General features: G+C 66.1%; 18 protein-coding genes. 12 read left to right on the top strand and 6 right to left on the bottom strand.

Features of this window, described 5'->3' with window-relative positions; genetic code table 11:
• The first annotated feature begins 22 nt into the window (after positions 1-22).
• A complete protein-coding gene (locus AC10QF_RS05200) occupies positions 23-658 on the top strand; it encodes a hypothetical protein (protein ID WP_494541878.1) in 636 nt (211 codons plus the stop codon).
• On the opposite strand, the gene AC10QF_RS05205 is transcribed toward AC10QF_RS05200, so the two are convergent.
• The 3 genes from AC10QF_RS05205 to msuE are packed head-to-tail and all read right to left on the bottom strand — an operon-like array spanning position 615 to position 3,315.
• Complete coding sequence (locus AC10QF_RS05205; RefSeq protein ID WP_494541879.1) at positions 615-1,649, bottom strand: methionine synthase; 1,035 nt, start codon at positions 1,647-1,649, stop codon at positions 615-617. The genes AC10QF_RS05200 and AC10QF_RS05205 overlap by 44 nt on opposite strands.
• Positions 1,650-1,688: 39 nt before the next feature.
• On the bottom strand, positions 1,689-2,666 hold the full coding sequence (locus AC10QF_RS05210) for a DUF1852 domain-containing protein (RefSeq protein ID WP_494541880.1): 978 nt from the start codon (positions 2,664-2,666) through the stop codon (positions 1,689-1,691).
• Positions 2,667-2,721: 55 nt separating this feature from the next.
• Positions 2,722-3,315 (bottom strand): FMN reductase, encoded by a 594-nt coding sequence (msuE, locus tag AC10QF_RS05215; protein ID WP_065177785.1) that lies wholly within the window; start codon positions 3,313-3,315, stop codon positions 2,722-2,724.
• A gap of 75 nt (positions 3,316-3,390) precedes the next feature.
• Between msuE and AC10QF_RS05220 the strand changes: the two genes are divergently transcribed.
• The 4 genes from AC10QF_RS05220 (at position 3,391) to AC10QF_RS05235 (ending at position 6,294) form a co-directional block, all read left to right on the top strand.
• Positions 3,391-4,305, top strand: coding sequence for a LysR family transcriptional regulator (locus AC10QF_RS05220; protein WP_005416621.1), 915 nt, complete (start codon positions 3,391-3,393; stop codon positions 4,303-4,305).
• Positions 4,305-5,159, top strand: a complete 855-nt coding sequence (locus AC10QF_RS05225; protein WP_494541881.1) for a methylenetetrahydrofolate reductase — start codon at positions 4,305-4,307, stop codon at positions 5,157-5,159. The genes AC10QF_RS05220 and AC10QF_RS05225 overlap by 1 nt, the downstream gene beginning before the upstream one ends.
• Before the next feature lie 118 nt (positions 5,160-5,277).
• On the top strand, positions 5,278-5,805 hold the full coding sequence (locus AC10QF_RS05230; RefSeq protein WP_111176392.1) for a DUF6622 family protein: 528 nt from the start codon (positions 5,278-5,280) through the stop codon (positions 5,803-5,805).
• 108 nt (positions 5,806-5,913) lie between these two features.
• Complete coding sequence (locus AC10QF_RS05235; RefSeq protein WP_494541882.1) at positions 5,914-6,294, top strand: hypothetical protein; 381 nt, start codon at positions 5,914-5,916, stop codon at positions 6,292-6,294.
• A gap of 61 nt (positions 6,295-6,355) precedes the next feature.
• On the opposite strand, the gene AC10QF_RS05240 is transcribed toward AC10QF_RS05235, so the two are convergent.
• A complete protein-coding gene (locus tag AC10QF_RS05240; protein ID WP_010485668.1) occupies positions 6,356-7,258 on the bottom strand; it encodes a LysR family transcriptional regulator in 903 nt (300 codons plus the stop codon).
• A 109-nt stretch (positions 7,259-7,367) separates the two neighbouring features.
• Here AC10QF_RS05240 and AC10QF_RS05245 point away from each other — a divergent pair, with 109 nt between their 5' ends.
• From AC10QF_RS05245 to AC10QF_RS05265, 5 genes are all read left to right on the top strand, one after another.
• Positions 7,368-8,489: a 4-oxalomesaconate tautomerase gene (locus AC10QF_RS05245; RefSeq protein WP_164284105.1), complete on the top strand. Its 1,122-nt coding sequence runs from the start codon at positions 7,368-7,370 to the stop codon at positions 8,487-8,489.
• 75 nt (positions 8,490-8,564) lie between these two features.
• Positions 8,565-9,623 (top strand): ABC transporter substrate-binding protein, encoded by a 1,059-nt coding sequence (locus AC10QF_RS05250; protein WP_049410922.1) that lies wholly within the window; start codon positions 8,565-8,567, stop codon positions 9,621-9,623.
• Positions 9,624-9,636: 13 nt separating this feature from the next.
• Positions 9,637-10,470, top strand: coding sequence for an ABC transporter ATP-binding protein (locus tag AC10QF_RS05255; protein ID WP_014647218.1), 834 nt, complete (start codon positions 9,637-9,639; stop codon positions 10,468-10,470).
• A complete protein-coding gene (locus AC10QF_RS05260) occupies positions 10,454-11,230 on the top strand; it encodes an ABC transporter permease (RefSeq protein WP_005409726.1) in 777 nt (258 codons plus the stop codon). The genes AC10QF_RS05255 and AC10QF_RS05260 overlap by 17 nt, the downstream gene beginning before the upstream one ends.
• A 134-nt stretch (positions 11,231-11,364) precedes the next feature.
• Positions 11,365-12,798: an OprO/OprP family phosphate-selective porin gene (locus tag AC10QF_RS05265; protein ID WP_494541883.1), complete on the top strand. Its 1,434-nt coding sequence runs from the start codon at positions 11,365-11,367 to the stop codon at positions 12,796-12,798.
• A gap of 24 nt (positions 12,799-12,822) precedes the next feature.
• On the opposite strand, the gene AC10QF_RS05270 is transcribed toward AC10QF_RS05265, so the two are convergent.
• Positions 12,823-14,070: an arsenic transporter gene (locus AC10QF_RS05270; protein WP_099487185.1), complete on the bottom strand. Its 1,248-nt coding sequence runs from the start codon at positions 14,068-14,070 to the stop codon at positions 12,823-12,825.
• A gap of 295 nt (positions 14,071-14,365) precedes the next feature.
• Between AC10QF_RS05270 and AC10QF_RS05275 the strand changes: the two genes are divergently transcribed.
• The gene (locus AC10QF_RS05275) at positions 14,366-15,547 is read left to right on the top strand and encodes a serine hydrolase domain-containing protein (protein WP_111096264.1); all 1,182 of its coding nucleotides are present in this window, start codon (positions 14,366-14,368) and stop codon (positions 15,545-15,547) included.
• Positions 15,548-15,653: 106 nt separating this feature from the next.
• A complete protein-coding gene (locus AC10QF_RS05280) occupies positions 15,654-15,866 on the top strand; it encodes a hypothetical protein (RefSeq protein WP_494541884.1) in 213 nt (70 codons plus the stop codon).
• 96 nt (positions 15,867-15,962) lie between these two features.
• Here AC10QF_RS05280 and AC10QF_RS05285 read toward each other — a convergent pair whose 3' ends face one another.
• Positions 15,963-16,523, bottom strand: coding sequence for a fasciclin domain-containing protein (locus tag AC10QF_RS05285; protein WP_049441251.1), 561 nt, complete (start codon positions 16,521-16,523; stop codon positions 15,963-15,965).
• Positions 16,524-16,821: the final 298 nt, after the last annotated feature.

Consider the following 16,821-nt stretch of genomic DNA (forward strand, 5'->3'; position numbering starts at 1 on the left):
GGGAAGCGCGCCTTAACGATTCATGGTCAAGAACAAGCACACGGCGCGGATCTCAGCCGGTGCGACGGGCGCTCGTATCCTTCCCGGCATGAGTTCTCCCTTCGATCTTCCAGAGTTCATGACGGTCACCCGGCCCTCCGGCTGGGTGCAGAGCGGCGAGCGTTGGGACCTGTGGTGGAACGGGCGTTCCGTGGCCAACATCGTGCCGCATGCCGTGCTCGGGTTCCGGGTGTACCTGGACGCACGCAAGATGTCCCAGACCAAGGTGGTGGCCGCCACGAATGTGCGACAGGCCAGGCGCTACGCCGAGCGCTGGTGTGCCGCGCGGCTCTGCCCACAGCTGCGGCTGCGTGAGGCAGTGGCACGCCTGGTGGACGTAGCGCCGGAAACAGGCGCTGCGCCGTCGCCCGCGCTTTCGCGGGAACAACGGCAGCAGGCCCGCCGCCTGGCCGAGGCCGGGGCGGGGGAGGTGGTACGGATCAAGCTGGCACTGGCGCCGCGACAGCCCGCGATGAAGACCCGGCCGGAAGTGCAGGGGCGGGGTGGAGCCTGGTCGATACCGGGCCAGGCTCCGTCAAACCGACATTCGAACGGCAATGCCTCCCCAGCCAGGGTTATGCCGAGAGTTCTTCGCGCACGATCCTCGCCCCCGCGCTGAGTGCGCGCAGCTTGCCCCTTGCCACGTCGCGCGCCAGTGGCGCCATGCCACAGTTGGTGCTCGGGTAGAGCTTGTCGGCGTCCACGAACTGCAGCGCCCTGCGCAGGGTGTTGGCCACGTCCTCCGGGGTTTCCACCGTGCTGGAGGCCACGTCGATGGCACCCACCATCACTTTCTTGCCGCGCACCAGCTCGATCAGGTCGATCGGCACGTGGGAGTTGTGGCATTCCAGCGAGATGATGTCGAGGTTGGAGGTCTGTAGCTTCGGGAACGACTCCTCGTACTGGCGCCATTCCGACCCCAGGGTCTGCTTCCAGTCGGTGTTGGCCTTGATGCCGTAGCCGTAGCAGATGTGTACCGCCGTCTCGCACTTCAGCCCTTCGATCGCGCGCTCCAGTGCGGCTACGCCCCAATCATTCACTTCGTCGAAGAACACATTGAAGGCCGGCTCATCGAACTGGATGATGTCGACGCCGGCGGCCTCCAGCTCCTTCGCTTCCTCGTTGAGGATCTTCGCGAACTCCCAGGCCAGCTTTTCGCGGCTCTTGTAGTGCGCGTCGTACAGCGTGTCGATCATCGTCATCGGGCCGGGCAGCGCCCACTTGATCGGCTGCGTGGTCTGGCGGCGCAGGAACTTCGCATCCTCGACGAATACCGGCCTGGGGCGGCTCACGGCGCCAACCACGGTCGGCACGCTGGCATCGTAGCGGTTGCGGATGCGCACGGTTTCGCGCTTCTCGAAGTCGACGCCGCTGAGATGCTCGATGAAGGTGGTGACGAAGTGCTGGCGGGTCTGCTCGCCGTCACTGACGATATCAATGCCGGCATGCTGCTGTTCCTGCAGGGACAGGCGCAGGGCGTCCTGCTTGCCCTCGATCAGGCCTTCGTCCTGCAGCTTCCAGGGTGACCAGAGCTTCTCGGGCTCTGCCAGCCAGGAGGGTTTGGGCAGGCTGCCTGCGGTGGAGGTGGGGAGCAGCGTCTTCGTCGGCATCGTGTGGTGTGTCCTGGGGGCGAATGGGAAATCGATGGATCAGCGGGCGGCCCACTGCTCAAGCACGGCGCGGTACGGCTTGATGAAGTGTTCTTCGGTGAACCGGCCCTGCTTGACCGCCAGCTGGCTGCGCTCTTCGCGGTCGTAGACGATGCGGGTGGAGGAGTAATCCTGGTGCTTCAGGCTGGGCTGGTAGACCTTGCCGGCCACGGAATTGGCGTTGTAGATCTCCGGGCGGTAGATCTTCTGGAAGGCCTCCATCGTGCTGATGGTGCCGATCAGCTCCAGGTTCGAGTAATCGCCCAGCAGGTCGCCCTGGAAGTAGAACGCCAGCGGTGCGACGCTGCCCGGCGGCATGAAATAGCGTACCCGCAGGCCCATCTTGTCGAAGTACTGGTCAGTGGGGGAGAACTCACCCTGGCGGTATTCCACGCCCAGGATCGGGTGATGGTTCTCGGAGCGGTGGTAGGTCTTGCTGCTGGAAACACTGATGCAGATCACCGGCCCCTTGCTGAAGTTGGCGCGGTAGGCGTCAGACTCCAGGAAGTGCTTGAACAGCTTGCCATGCAGGTCGCCAAAGCCCTCCGGAATGCCGAAGGTGTCCTTGCCTTCGTTGCTGGCCGGAAGCACCACGCTGAAGTCGTAGTCACGGACATAGGACGAGAAGTTGTTGCCGACGATGCCTTCGGTGCGTGCGCCGGTGTGCGTGTCGACAATGGTCGGGCGCAGCACTTCTATCAAGGGAAAGGGGTCGCTGCCCGCGTTGCCATCGATGTGCATCTCCACCGAGATGATGTCCAGCTCGACCGCGTAGCGATCGGCGCTTGGGTTGTCCCAATGCGCCAGATCATTGAAGCGGTTGTTGATCATGCGGATGGTGTTGCGCAGGTTTTCCTGCCGGGACGCACCGCGCGCCAGGTTGGCGAAGTTGGTGGTGATGCGCGTGCCTTCGGCCGGCTGGTAATCCTCGTTGAAAGGGATGCGCGTGATGCTGAAGGTGAAGGCGTCGTTCGTCATGGGCGGCGTTCCGTTTGCGGGGTGACATCCAGATGCAGGTCGGCGGCATCTGGCTTCAAAGGGCTTCGATGGCCTCGGCGGCGGCGACTGGTGCGCCGCGATGGGACAGCGCAAGCAGCGGCATTGCGCGCTGCACCGCCAGTCGTGCGCGCTGGATCAGCGCTTCGTTGTGCACGTGCCCCTCGGTGAAATCGCGGTCGGTGGCATACACGCCCAGGGGCAGGGTGCGGGCCTGGAAGAAGCTGAACAGCGGCCGCAGCTGGTGATCGATCACCAGTGCATGGCGGTCACTGCCGCCGGTCGCGGCCAGCAGGATGGGGGTATCGACCAGCGCGTCCTGGTCGATGAAGTCGAAGAAGTGCTTGAACAGCCCTGTGTAGGAGCCGCGATAGACCGGCGTGCTCACCACGAGGACATCGGCCCGTTCGACGGCCACCAGCTGGCGCTCGACAACCTCCGGGAGCTGCGAACGCCAAAGCGCACCGGCCAGCTGCGGCGCCAGCTCGCCGAGTTCGATCAGCTGTTGTTCGCTGCGCATGTTCTCGCCGATCAGGCCCAGCAGGTGCTCGGCGAGGGTGGCGGCCCGGGAGGGGCGCTGCAGTCCACCGGAAACGGCGACGATACGGAGGGGGCGTTGGGATGAAGGCATGACCCGATCCTAGTCATGCCTTTCCATGACGTAAAATGGTATTACTTCACCTATCCATGAGTGAGATTCATCTTTATGTTGGAGCGGATCCACCTCAGCATCGTGCAGCAGGTCGAGCAGCAGGGCTCGCTCACCGCAGCGGCCGGCGTGCTCAACCTGACCCAGTCGGCGCTCAGCCACAGCATGAAGAAGCTGGAGCAGCAGCTGGGTACCGATGTCTGGCTGCGCGAAGGCCGCAGCCTGCGGCTGACCCAGGCCGGGCAATATCTGCTGGCAGTCGCCAACCGGGTGCTGCCGCAGCTGGACCTGGCCGAGGAGCGCCTGCGCCAGTTTGCCCAGGGCGAGCGCGGCGCGCTGCGCATCGGCATGGAATGCCACCCCTGTTACCAGTGGCTGCTGAAGATCGTCTCGCCGTACCTGGCCGCGTGGCCGGACGTGGATGTGGACGTCAAGCAGAAGTTCCAGTTCGGCGGCATCGGCGCGCTGTTCGGCTACGAGATCGACCTGCTGGTCACGCCTGATCCACTGCTGAAGCCGGGCCTGAAGTTCATCCCGGTGTTCGACTACGAGCAGGTGCTGGTGGTGGCCAGCAACCACGCCCTGGCCAAGGTGGACCACGTAAAGCCGCGCCAGCTCAGCCAGGAAGTGCTGATCAGCTACCCGGTGCCGTTCGAGCGCCTGGACATCTACAACCAGTTCCTGCTGCCGGCCGGCATCACCCCGCGGCGCCACAAGGCCATTGAAACCACCGACATCATGATGCAGATGGTGGCCAGCGGCCGCGGCGTGGCTGCCATGCCGCGCTGGCTGGTGGAGGAGTACGCCACGCGCATGGACGTGGTGCCCGTACGGCTGGGCGCCAAGGGCATCCCCAAGCAGATCTACCTGGGCGCGCGCGAGGCCGATACCGGTATCGACTACCTGCAGGCCTTCATCGAACTGGCCCGCAACAGCTCGCCGCTTGCCGGCAATGTGGGCGGAGCACGTTGATGCCGGCCGGCCTGTCACTGCGGGCGGACGCCTTCATCAGCGCTTTTTCACTGGAAGTCAGCGCGAAGGCCATGCCCGCGCTGTGCGCCGAGGCGGATCGGATCCCGCGCGGTACCGTCATCTCCATTCCCTACCTGGCCAGCGAGGATGACGACGCCCGCCTGGCCGCCGCGCGCACGGTGCGTGCGCTCGGATTCGAACCGATGCCGCATCTCTCTGCGCGGCGCGTCGGGTCACGCGCAGCGCTTGAACGCTTCCTGGAGCGTGCCGCCGGCGAAGCCGGGGTCGCGCGTTGCCTGCTGATCGCGGGCGACCTGGCCACGCCCGCCGGACCGTTTGCCGACAGCGCTTCGATCATCCAGACCGGTGTTCTGGAGCAATCCGGCATCAAGGTCGTTGCTATCGGCGGGCACCCGGAAGGACATCCGGTAATGAGCAGTGACGAACGCTGGCAGGCGCTTGAGCGTAAATGCCAGAGCATCGAAGCGCGCGGCATGGCCCCCTTGATCGTCACCCAGTTCGCCTTCGATGCCGATGCCGTGCTGGCTTGGCTGGATGCACTGCGCGCGCGTGGCATCAGCGTCCCGGTGCTGGTCGGCGTGCCGGGCCCGGCAAGCATCTCTCGCCTGCTGCGCTACGCCGCCATGTGCGGCGTGGGCGCCAGTGCATCGATGCTGGCCCGGTATGGCATCTCGATCGGCCGGCTGCTCGGCACGGCAGGGCCGGAGGTGTTCGTCGATCGCCTGGTGAAGGGGCTGACGGACGCCCATGGCCAGGTCAGCCCGCATTTCTTCCCGTTCGGTGGTGTTGCGCCGTCGCTGGAGTGGATGGAGCAGTACCGGCGGCGCATTTAAAGTGTCCGCAGCGTAACCCGCGATGGCTGACAGCTGTCACTGGCTGCAACCCGGGCGGAAGCGAATAGTGAGCGCCAAGGCGAGGGCACCTCGCCACCACTCACCAAGGGGACCGCTCATGAACATGCTCCAGCACCTCGCCTCGCAGACGCCAATCTGGGTCTGGCTGCTCCTGGCCTTCCTGATCACCCGTGGCATCGCCGCCATGAAGCCGGCCGAGACCTCGCTGCAGAAGCTGGCGATCGTACCCGCCTTGTTCGCCGTCTGGGGTGCGTGGTCGGTCAGTCATCGCTTCGGCGCGTCGCTGAGCGCCTGGAGCGAATGGCTGGCCGGCATCGCCACGGGCGCGACGCTTGCCTGGCTGCTGCTGAGTCGATTGAAGCTGACGCTGGACCGCAGCACCGGCAGGCTCTGGCGCAGCGCGGATTTCAGCCTGCTGCCGCTGCTGCTGATCACCTTCCTGGTGAAGTACGGGTTCGAAGTCGCATTTGCGGTGTCGCCGTCGCTGTCCGCCAGTGCCGGCTTCATTGCCGCCTACCTGCTGCTGGCAGGCGGATTCACCGGCATCTTCGTCGGCAAGTACGCCCGGTACCTGGCCTCGCTGCGGATGGATGCGGCAGGCAAGGGGCTGGAAACCGCAGGCTGATCGCCCGGGTAGTGCCGGCCGCTGGCCGGCTTCCCCATGCAGGGTTGTGCGGGGCTGACGCAGGCGTCACGATGCCCGCCACTGGCCAACACCGGAAACGCTGACGTCATGAAGACCACATCCTGGTTCTGGATCAACGTGGCCAGTCACTTCGGTATTGTCGCAGCCCTGGCCTGGCTGCCCGCAAGGTGGACGGGCCAGCTTGTAAAGGCTTTGGCCGGCACTCAGCCGGCTATTGGCGATGCCCAGCATGTGGCCCTCATTGGTTCCATTTTGGGCTTCTGCGTGACCGCACTGATCCTCATGGGAGCGCTGACAGTCACCGGCGAACTCCTGGGTTTCTCCAGGCCCTATGCGCGGTGGCCGGAGTCCCAAAACGAAGCGCAGGTCGTCCACCGGAAGGTGTTGCTGGTTGCATTCGCCACGCTCTCGTGGGTGGCCGTGGGATCGCTTGCAGGTATTGCGTCGATCTTCGCGGCTTCGTCATGAAGGGCGGCCTTGTCAGCGCCCAGTGTGCCGGAACGGATGGGTGCGTGAACCGCGCAGTTGCTCACGCCTCCCCGCGCCACTGGCTCATCAGCATCTGCAGGAATCGCTCCGCCGTGGGCGAGAGCAGGGCGCCGCGGCGGCGGACGATGCCGATCGTGCGTGACACCACCGGGTTGCCGATCGCGCGCGTCACCAGGGTGGGGTGATCCCCGTCCGGCGTGGCCATCTTCGGCAGCACCGACACGCCGATGCCCGCCTCGACCATGCCCAGTGACGTCGACAGGTGCGTCACTTCATAGTGCCAGCTCAACTTGAGGTTCTCGCGCGCCAGCGCGCCGTCCAGCAGCGTGCGGTTGCCGCTGGTGCGATGCACGGTGATCAGCTGGTGCTCGGCCAGATCAGCCCATTCCACCTTGCGCTTGCGGGCCAGCGGATGATCACGTCGGCAGGCGAGGACGAAGGGGTCCTCAGCCAGTACGTCGAAGTCGAGATTGGGATCGTTGGCGCCCATGAAGTTGATGCCGAACTCGACTTCGCCACGTTCCACTGCCTGCAGACCCTCCGTCGCCGGGATATCCAGGATGCGGAAGCGCACGTTCGGGTGCGCTTCGTGGAAACGCGCCATCACGCTGGGCAGGAAGTAGAACGCCGCCGTCGGCAGGCACGCGATGGTCACGGTAGCGCCGCGGGTGTCTTCGCGGCCGCGCAGTGAGAACAGCGAGCCATCGAATTCCTCCAGCATGCGGCGCACCAGCGGCAGCAGGTTCTCGCCGACAGCCGTAGTGCTGACGCTGCGCGTGGTGCGCTCCAGCAGTGGCGAACCCACGGCCTGCTCCAGTTTCTGGATCCGCCGGCTGAGTGCTGGCTGGGAGACGTGCAGGATTTCCGCGGCGCGATGGAAGCTGCGTGTCTCCGATACCAGCAGGAACGCGCGTAGATCCAGGATTTCGCAATTGATGCTCATTGGGTATCAATCATCCAAAAATCAGCAATTCACAGATCAATTAGGGTCATGCCAGTATCGAATCACAGAGGGGTCATTCATCCCCTATACGCATCAATCTAGCACACGTATGTCCAACGATCTGCTCAGCATTCCCTGCGTGCTCATGCGCGGCGGCACCTCCAAGGGCCCGTTCTTCCTGGCCAGCGACCTGCCGGCGGACACCGCCGAACGGGATCGCCTGCTGCTGGAAGTGATGGGCTCGGGCCATCCGTTGCAGATCGATGGCATCGGCGGTGGCAACGCGCTGACCAGCAAGGCGGCGATCATCGACCGCTCGAGCCGGGCGGACGCCGACGTGGACTACCTGTTCGCCCAGGTCCGGGTGGAGCAGCAGGTGGTGGATACCTCGCCCAACTGCGGCAACATGCTGGCGGCCGTGGGCCCGTATGCCATCGAGCGTGGGCTGGTGCAGGCGCAGGATCCGCAGACCGAGGTGCGCATCCACAACGTCAACACCGGCAAGCTGATCATCGCGACGGTGGAAACGCCGGGCGGCAATGTGGCCTACCGCGGTGATACGCGCATTGCCGGCGCGCCGGGCTCAGCCGCGCCGGTCAGGCTCTCCTTCCTTGATGCGGCAGGCGCCCGCACCGGCAAGCTGCTGCCCAGCGGGCATGCGCAGGAAACCATCGATGGCGTGCCGGCCAGCCTGGTGGACTGCGCCATGCCGATGATGCTGGTGCGTGCCGAAGACCTGGGCGTGCGCGGTGATGCCTCGCCCGCCGAACTGAACGCGGACGCGGCGTTCATGCGCCGGCTGGAAGCGCTGCGCATCGAGGCGGGCGCCCGCATGGGCATCGCCGACGCCGGCAACAAGGTCATTCCCAAGCCGGTGCTGCTGTCGGCGCCGCAACAGGGCGGCGATCTGCAGGTGCGCTATTTCATGCCGCACCAATGCCACACCGCACTGGCCATTACCGGTGCGGTCGGCCTGGCCACCGCCGCCGTCACGCCGGGCACGCTGGCCCACACTTTGGTCGGATGCCGGTCCGTTCCCGGCAGCATTACCCTCGAACATCCGAGTGGGGCCCTGGAGGTGGGCCTCAGTCGCAGCTCGGGCGATTCGCCGGTGATTGCCAGCGTGGTCCGCACCGCACGCCGCTTGTTCGAGGGGCGCGTGTACGCGACTTCGCCCGCGCCCGCCACGGCCACTGCCACCCAAGCCCGCCAATGGACGTCAGCGGCATGATCTGAACCCGGACGGGCCTGCGTAGACGCGCATGCCCTCCATTACAACGTAGATGCTTCACTCCTGGGAGGGATGATGTACAAGCAGTTCTTCTTGGCCGCGCTGTGCGCGGCCGGTCTGGCCGCGGCCGGATGCAGCAACAGCGGGCGCACCGAAGGCGCATCCGCCGGCGGTGGCGACAATGCCCCGGTACGCATCAGCGTCGGCTCCTACAACCTCAACAACCTGCCGTTCTTCATCGCCGACGCCAAGGGGTACTTCAAGGACGTCGGCCTGCAGGTGAAGACCGAGAACTTCGCCCAGGGCGGCTCCAAGGTGCTGCAGGCGCTGGTGGCCAATTCCACCGACGTGGCCGTCGGCTTCTACGACCACACCATCCAGATGCAGGCCAAGGGCAAGGACGTGGTGGCCTTCGTACTGCTCTCGCGCAACTCCGGCCTGGTGATGGCCGGCCGCGAGGATGCCACCTTCGATCCGGCGCGCCCGGAGACCATCAAGGGCCAGAAGGTCGGGATCACCGCGCCGGGCTCCTCGTCCGACTTCTTCGTCCGTCACTTCCTCGCCCAGCACGATATTCCGGCCGACAGCATCTCGTTGATCGGCGTCGGCTCGGGCGCCGCAGCGGTGGCCGCGCTGGAGCAGGGCAAGATCGACCTGCTGGTCAACTATGATCCTGCCGCCACCCTGATCACCGAGCGCAAGGTCGGCAGGATCATCCTCGACGCGCGCAGCGACGACGGCGCCCGCCAGGTCTATGGCGGCCTGTACCCGACTTCGGTGATGTACGCCAACCAGAGCTTCCTTGACAAGCGACCCGAAGCGGCCGAGAAGATCGCCCGCGCCGAGCAGATGGCCTTGAAGTTCATCGCCGACAACAGTGCTGAAGACATCGTGGCGGCGCTGCCGGACAGCTACGTCTCCGGTGACCGCGCCACCTATGCCCGCGCGGTGGAGAACGCGCGCGCGATCTTCACCCGGGACGGTCACTTCACGCCTGCCGATCTGGAAACACCGCTGAAGGTGCTGCGTGAGTTCAACACGGATGTCGCCAAGGCCGATATTGATCTGTCCCGGACCTACACCAATGCCTTCGTCGAGCGTGCCAACGCTGCGGCGCCGGCTGCCCAACCGTAAGCGGAGGTAACCCATGGCCCTCAATGCCACCGTGCGCCAGTTCAATGGCGCGCCGCAGCTGGAGCCTGCACAGACCATGGTCGCTATCAACAAGGTGACCATGTCCTTCGGCGAATTCACCGCCGTACGCGATGTCGACATCCAGGTGGGTGACGGCGAGTTCCTTGCCATCGTCGGGCCGACCGGCTGCGGCAAGAGCACCATCCTCAATTCCGTGGCGGGCCTGCTGAAGCCGTCGTCGGGCCAGGTCAGCATCGATGGCCGTGCCGTCAGCGGCGTGCAGGAGTCGGTCGGCTACCTGTTCCAGCAGGACGCGCTGCTGCCGTGGAAGACCGCGTACCAGAATGTTGAACTCGGCCTGCGCTTCCGTGGTGTGCCCGAGGCCGAACGCAAGGCCAAGGCCAACGCTTGGCTGGCCAAGGTCGGCCTGGCCGGCTTCGAGCATCGCTACCCGCACCAGCTGTCCGGTGGCCAGCGCAAGCGCGTGCAGATGGCCCAGGCCTTGATCGTCGAGCCGAAGGTGATCCTGATGGATGAGCCGTTCTCGGCGCTGGACATCCATACCCGCCACCTCATGCAGAACGAGCTGCTGCGGTTGTGGCAGGAAGACCGGCGCTCGGTGATCCTGATCACCCACGACCTGGAAGAAGCGATCGCCCTGGGCGACCGCGTGGTGGTGCTGTCCTCCGGCCCGGCCAGCCGCGTGGTGCGCAGTTTCGATGTGGATCTGGAACGGCCGAGGAACGTGGCCGAGATCAAGCTGGATGACCGTTTCACCGACCTGTACCGCGACATCTGGGCCTGCCTGCGCGGCGAAGTGGAGAAGAGCTATGCACGCCAAGACTGACAAGTTCATCCAGCTCGCGCTGGTGGTCGCCGTTTTCGGCGGCTGGGAAGGCGGTATCGCGCTGGGCGTGATCGATCCGTTCTTCTTCCCTTCGCCAACAGCGATCGTGCAGCAGGCCTGGACCTGGCTGTCCGATACCTCGTTCTATCAGCATGTCTACATCACGCTGACCGAAACCGCGCTGGGCTACATCATCGGTACCGGCCTGGGTGTGGCCGGCGGCGTCTGGCTCGGCCTGAGCCGCCGCTCGGCACGCATCCTCGATCCCTTCATCAAGGGCTTCAACGCGATTCCGCGCGTGGTGCTGGCGCCGATTTTCGTGCTGTGGCTGGGCCTGGGGCTGTGGTCGAAGGTGGCGCTGGCGGTCACGCTGGTGTTCTTCACCACGTTCTTCAATGCCATGCAGGGCGTGCGCGAGGTGAATCCGGTGGTGCTGGCCAATGCCCGCATCCTGGGGGCGAGCCGCAGCGACCTGCTGCGCCATGTCTACTTCCCCGCAGCGGCGAGCTGGATCCTGTCTTCGCTGCGTACTTCGGTCGGCTTTGCCGTGGTCGGTGCGATCATCGGCGAGTACCTCGGCGCCTCGGCGGGCCTGGGCTACCTGATCGCGCAGGCCGAGGGCAACTTCAATGCCGTGGGTGTGTTCGCCGGCATCATCATCCTGGCCGCCTTCGTGCTGGTCATCGACGCGCTGCTGGACGTGGTCGAGAACAAGCTGATCACCTGGCGTCCCAACGCGCAGGCACAGGCCACCAGCTGACCGGGCCGGGCTGAGCCCGCCTGCCGCGCCGCCGGGCCGATCCGGCGGCGCGCGCTTCCTCCCCCGATCTTCCCCCGCACCACCGCAACAGGCCAGCGCCGGGCCAGGCGGCCGGCTGGCCGGAGAGAGAGCCCATGAACCATTCCACCGTGCTGCCGCTGGCAGCGCTGTCGGTCGCGCTCGGCCTGCTGTTGACCAGTGGCCATGCCGACGCACAGTCCACGTCCTCGCTGCCCGCGTCGCTGAGCCAGGCTGAGCTGTCACGCCTGGTGCAGCAGCAGGCACTGCAGATCCAGCAATTGGAGGCGCGCCTGCGTGCCGTGGAGGGCGGGCAGGGCAGTGCGGGCGCACCGTCAACGCCGCCCCCGCCTGCGCTGGAAACGCGGGTGGCCGCACTGGAAACCAGCCAGTCCAGACTGCCGAAGGTCTCCTGGGCCAAGGGTGCGCCGGAGTTCAGCAGTGCCGATGGCGCCGTGGCGTTCCGTCCGCGCGGACGCCTGTTCGTCGACGCATCCAGCACCGACGGATCCTCAGTGAGTGACCGCAATATCTCCGGTACCGAGATCCGCTCGGTGCGGCTGGGCGCCGAAGGCCGCTACGGTATCCTCGGCTGGGCAGTGGAAGGTGACTTCGCGGACAACGCGGTGGCGTGGAAGTCGGTCTACGCCACCGTGGAACACCGCCTGTTCGGGCTGCCGGCCGACCTGACCGTGGGCAACCGCCTCAACGACCGGGGTATCGACGGCTCCAGCAGCACTTCCAACACGCCTTTCCAGGACCGAAACGTGGTCGGCACGCTGATGCTGCCGCAGCGCGGCCTGTTCGGTGTCGGCCTGACCGAGCGCGTGTACGGCAAGGACTGGCATGCCAGCCTGTCGGTGGCCGGCAACGATCTCAACAACGCCGGCACCGACAACGACAGCCAGACCTGGGCCACGCGCGTGCACTGGAACCCGGTGGCCAACGACGCGGTCACGGTGCACCTGGGGGGCTGGGCCTTCCACGAGGAGATCGCCGCAGGCGCCAGCGGCGTCGTCCGCAGTTCGGCCATCGCCGGGCACTTCAATGACCTGGTAAAGATCGCGCCGGGCACACTGCCGGGCGCCGAGCGCAGCACGGCCTATGGCGCGGAGCTGGCAGGCATCTTCGGGCCGGCCTGGGCGACCGGCGAATGGGGTACGCGCAACCTGCGCGGGGCCGACGCCGGCGGGCGCTACGATCTGGACCACGAGGCCTGGGCGATTTCGGCTGGCTGGTTCCTGGCCGGTGCAAGGCCGGCCTATTCGGGCAAGGCCGGCACCTGGGGCCGGGTCAAGGTGGCCGATCCTGTCACCCGCGGTGGCGCCGGGGCATGGGAACTGAAAGGGCGCTACGAGGACGTGGACTATGCCGAGCTGCCCAGTGGCGGTACCGGCCACGCGTGGACGCTGGGTGCGAACTGGTATCTCAACGACTTCAGCCGCGTGATGTTCGAGGCGATCCGTTGGCAGACCCGCAACCGCAGCGGCACCGGCCAGGGCAGGGATGAAGGCACCACCTTCAACACCCGCCTGCAGGTGGCCTTCTAGCAGCGCATGCCGCTCGCGCGCCGATCAGAGCAGCAGCAGTGCTCCGATCAACGCCGGCGGCATCACCAGCGCGCCGACACGCAGGAAGTCGAGCGCGCTGACATGCTCGCCCTCGCGGCGCAGCGCTACCAGCCACAGCATCGTGGCCAGCGAACCGGTGACCGACAGGTTGGGCCCCAGATCCACGCCGACCAGCAATGCGGCACGGGTCTGCGCCGGCAGGTCGGCCATCTGCCCCAGCGAACCGGCGGCCAGGCCGACCGGCAGATTGTTGGCCACATTGCTCAGCAGCGCAGCCGCGCCACCGGCCAGCCAGCTGGCCTGGCGGGGAGATGCCTGCGCCACGGCCTGCAGCGCGCTGGCCGCGGTCTGGATGACACCGGTCTGCGCCACCGCTTCCACCAGCACGAACAGTCCCGCCACCAGCGGCAGCACACCCCAGGACACGTGGCGCAGCAGTGGCAGCGGGCTGCGCCGCTGGCGGATCGCCACCACCGCCACACTCAGCGTGCCCGCGCAGAACGTGGTCAGGCCCAATGGCCCGTTCAAGGCGGACGTGACCAGCAACACGGTGCCGGTGAACAGCACGCCCAGTGCGCTCAGTCGGCCGCCGTCTGTCAACGGGCGATGCACCGGCGCGGCCACCAGCGGCTGGGCGATCTCGCGCCGGTGCACCCAGCGCAGGACCAGATAGGTGGCGCCGATCGCCGCCGCCGACGGCAGCGCGAACTGCGCCAGCCACTGCAGCAGCGGCGGCATGTGCTGGCCGTACACCACCAGGTTGGCTGGATTGGAAATGGGCAGCACGAAGCTGGCCGCATTGGCGATGAAGGCACAGACGAACAGGTAGGGCAGGGGATTGGCGCGCGCCGCCTTGCAGGCGGCGTAGACCGCCGGCGTCAGTACTACGGCCGTTGCATCGTTGGACAGGAACACCGTCACCAGCGTGCCGACCAGGAACACCAGGTCGAACAGGCGTCGCCCCGATCCGCCCGCATGCCGCACCGCGTACAACGCCAGCCAATCGAACAGGCCTTCGCGCCGCGCCAGTTCGGCCAGCACCATCATGCCGACCAGGAACAGGTAGACGTCGCGGCCTTCGGCCACCGCGCCCCATGCGGTATGCAGCGACACCGCGCCCAGCAACGGCAACAGGGCGGCAGCGCCCAACGCCCACACATATTCGGGGATGCGCAAAGGACGGAACAGCAGGCCGATGGTAGCAACGGCGACCGCTGCCCAGATCACAAGGGGGGCTTGGGGGGCGAGCATGGAGTGGGGCTTCAGCGGCACCTGCAGCGACCCCGGCGCAGGAGGGCCTGGCGCGCGCGATCAGCGGATGGGCGGCCGCTGCAATCATCGCAGGTTCCGGGTCGCCGCATCATACCGTGCGGCGCGGCATGGCGACCGCTGCGGACGACCGCGTTGCAGGTGGGCCGGGGGCGGCGCCCAGCCCACGTTCAGCACTCAAGCGCGCCATGACTTCAGGCACTGCAGTGTGACTACACATGTAGTCACACTGCACGCACACTCATTGGACGAGATTGCGATGCCAAGATCCTGCTGGTTGTCCTGCGCCCTGGCCCTGGTGTTCGGCATCGCCGGGCCCAGCCAAGCGGCGACGCGCGCCGAAGCCCTCGCCGCGATCGAGCGCAACGCGCGCGCCGCGCATTCCGATGCGGTCCTGGTGATGCACGACCGGGAGACGCTGCTTGAGCTGAAGCCCGCCGTCGGGCAGGAATCCGTTCACCTGATGTCGGCCACCAAGTCGGTCGTCGCGCTGGCCATTGCATTGCTGCTGGACGAAGGAAAGCTGGCTTCGATCGATACGCCGGTCAGCCGGATCTATCCCGAATGGAAGCAGGGCAGGAAGAGCGCCATTACCGTGCGCATGCTGCTGGACCATACCTCGGGCCTGCAGAACGTGGCGAACGCGGGCGAAGAGCTGGAAGGGGCCCCGGACCTGGTCAAGCTGGCACTGGCTGCCGAGCTGAGCGATGAGCCGGGTAACGTGTTCTCCTACAACAACAAGGCTACCAACCTGCTGCCCGGCATTGTCGAGCGCCTGGCAGGCGAGCCTGTGGATGCGTACCTGGACGCGCGGCTGTTCAAGCCCCTGGGCATCGCCCACTACACCTGGATGAAGGATGAAGCAGGCACTCCGCTGGGCATGGCCGGGCTGTCCCTGCGCGCGACCGATCTTGCCGCCATCGGGCAACTGTTGCTGGACGGTGGCGTGGCGCCGGATGGCAAACGTCTCCTGAGTGAGCAGTCGGTCGCGTTGATGACGACCGAAAGCGCCCGTGCGCCAGAGGTTGGGCTGCTGTGGTGGCGGATACCGGCCTGGGAACGGTACCAGCTCAAGCCCCGGCTACGGGATCTGCTGGTGGAAAGGGGCGTGGACGACGACGTACAGCGCGCACTGCAGGCCAGCGCAGGGCGTGCATTCGACAGCCGCAGCGCACTGGTCGCCTTCCTCGCCAATCAGCTGGGCGCGGATTGGTCCCAGCGCTACGCCAGCCAGATCTCCGCGCGCGGCCTGAAGCTCGCCGATCTCTACGACATCACACGGGGACCGGTCGTCGGTTTTGCCGCCAACGGCTACCTGGGCCAATACCTGATGATCGTCCCGGGACAGCGGGTGGTCGCCGTGCGTCTGGTCCACCGGCGCGACACCCACAGCGCTCCACAGGACGACTATCCCTCCTTCTTCGCCGATGTCCTGCAGTTGGCGCGGACACTGCCATAGGCCCCATTGTCATCATGTCCACGCGCTCTGAACATCCTCCTGGAGCGTTCTTCACTGTCGTGGCGCCTAAAGTGGGATGACATCTTGGCCGCACACCAACTGAAGCATGTTTGATTATCAGAACTGGACCTTCCACGCCAATGGCCGAACGGTAGTGGCGCGGGTAGCGCTGGACGGCGACGGTGGCGGCACCATCAACCGCTACCAGCTGGTGCCGGGGCCGGCGCAGTCGGGGCTGTGCATCAAGGTTGCCTCCCAGGACGAGGCTGCGCAGAAGCTGGAGGCCGAAGTGACCAAGTTGCTGGGACCGGAGTGGTAGCCACTACGCCATGCCGGGCGGGGATCCGCATGGTGACGGCGGGATGACCGGCCGGGGCAACGGGCATCGCGCCGGATGCCCGTTGCATGAGGCCGCCTACTTGGGCATCAGCACGGTGTCGACCACGTGGATGACGCCGTTGGACTGGCTGACATCTGCAACGCTGATACCTGCCTTTCCACCCTTTGCGTCGATGACCCAGAGCTTGCCATCGTGGAGCGCCACGGTAAGAGGCTCACCCTGCACGGTCTTCAGGGTGGCCTTGCCGCCGTGCTTGCGGGCATCGGCCAGAAGCTGGGCGGAACTGTAGTTGCCCGGGACGACGTGGTAGGTCAGGATCCGGGTCAGCTGCGCCTTGTTCTCAGGCTTCACCAGTGTATCGACAGTGCCTGCAGGCAGCTTTTCGAAGGCCGCATTGGTGGGCGCGAAAACAGTAAAGGGCCCGGCGCCGTTGAGGGTGTCGACCAGGCCGGCGGCTTTGACCGCTGCGACCAGAGTGGTGTGGTCCTTGGAATTGACTGCGTTCTCGACGATGGTCCTGGTGGGATACATTTCTGCCCCGCCCACGATGACGGTGTTGGCGGCGAGGACAGTGGGCACGGACGAAACGAGTACGGCGAAGCCGACTGCGGCGGCGATGCGCTGAAGAGCGTTCACGGTGCGTTCCTTTCTGGATGACCCGCAAGCGCGGGCATCTTTCCTACGGCGGGCGAGCGTGACCGGATGCAGCAACGGCCGAGTCAGCAGCTGTTTCGCGCGCTGCCGGTTTTGCTGCGCTGCATGGTGACAACGGCGAACCTCGGTGATTACTCTCCGCTGCAACGCGATGGTAGCGCTACCAGTTGGACGGGGATCCAAGGTCCAGGGGCTGCCTTCTTTGCCGCGTGTTTGTCCTGGCAGGCTTGAAAAGCAAGTGTAAGTCGCGGCGTGCCCGAGCACCCGTGCTGTTCGGTTT

This window comes from Stenotrophomonas maltophilia complex sp. Om-AH-Sm3 (assembly GCF_059337855.1).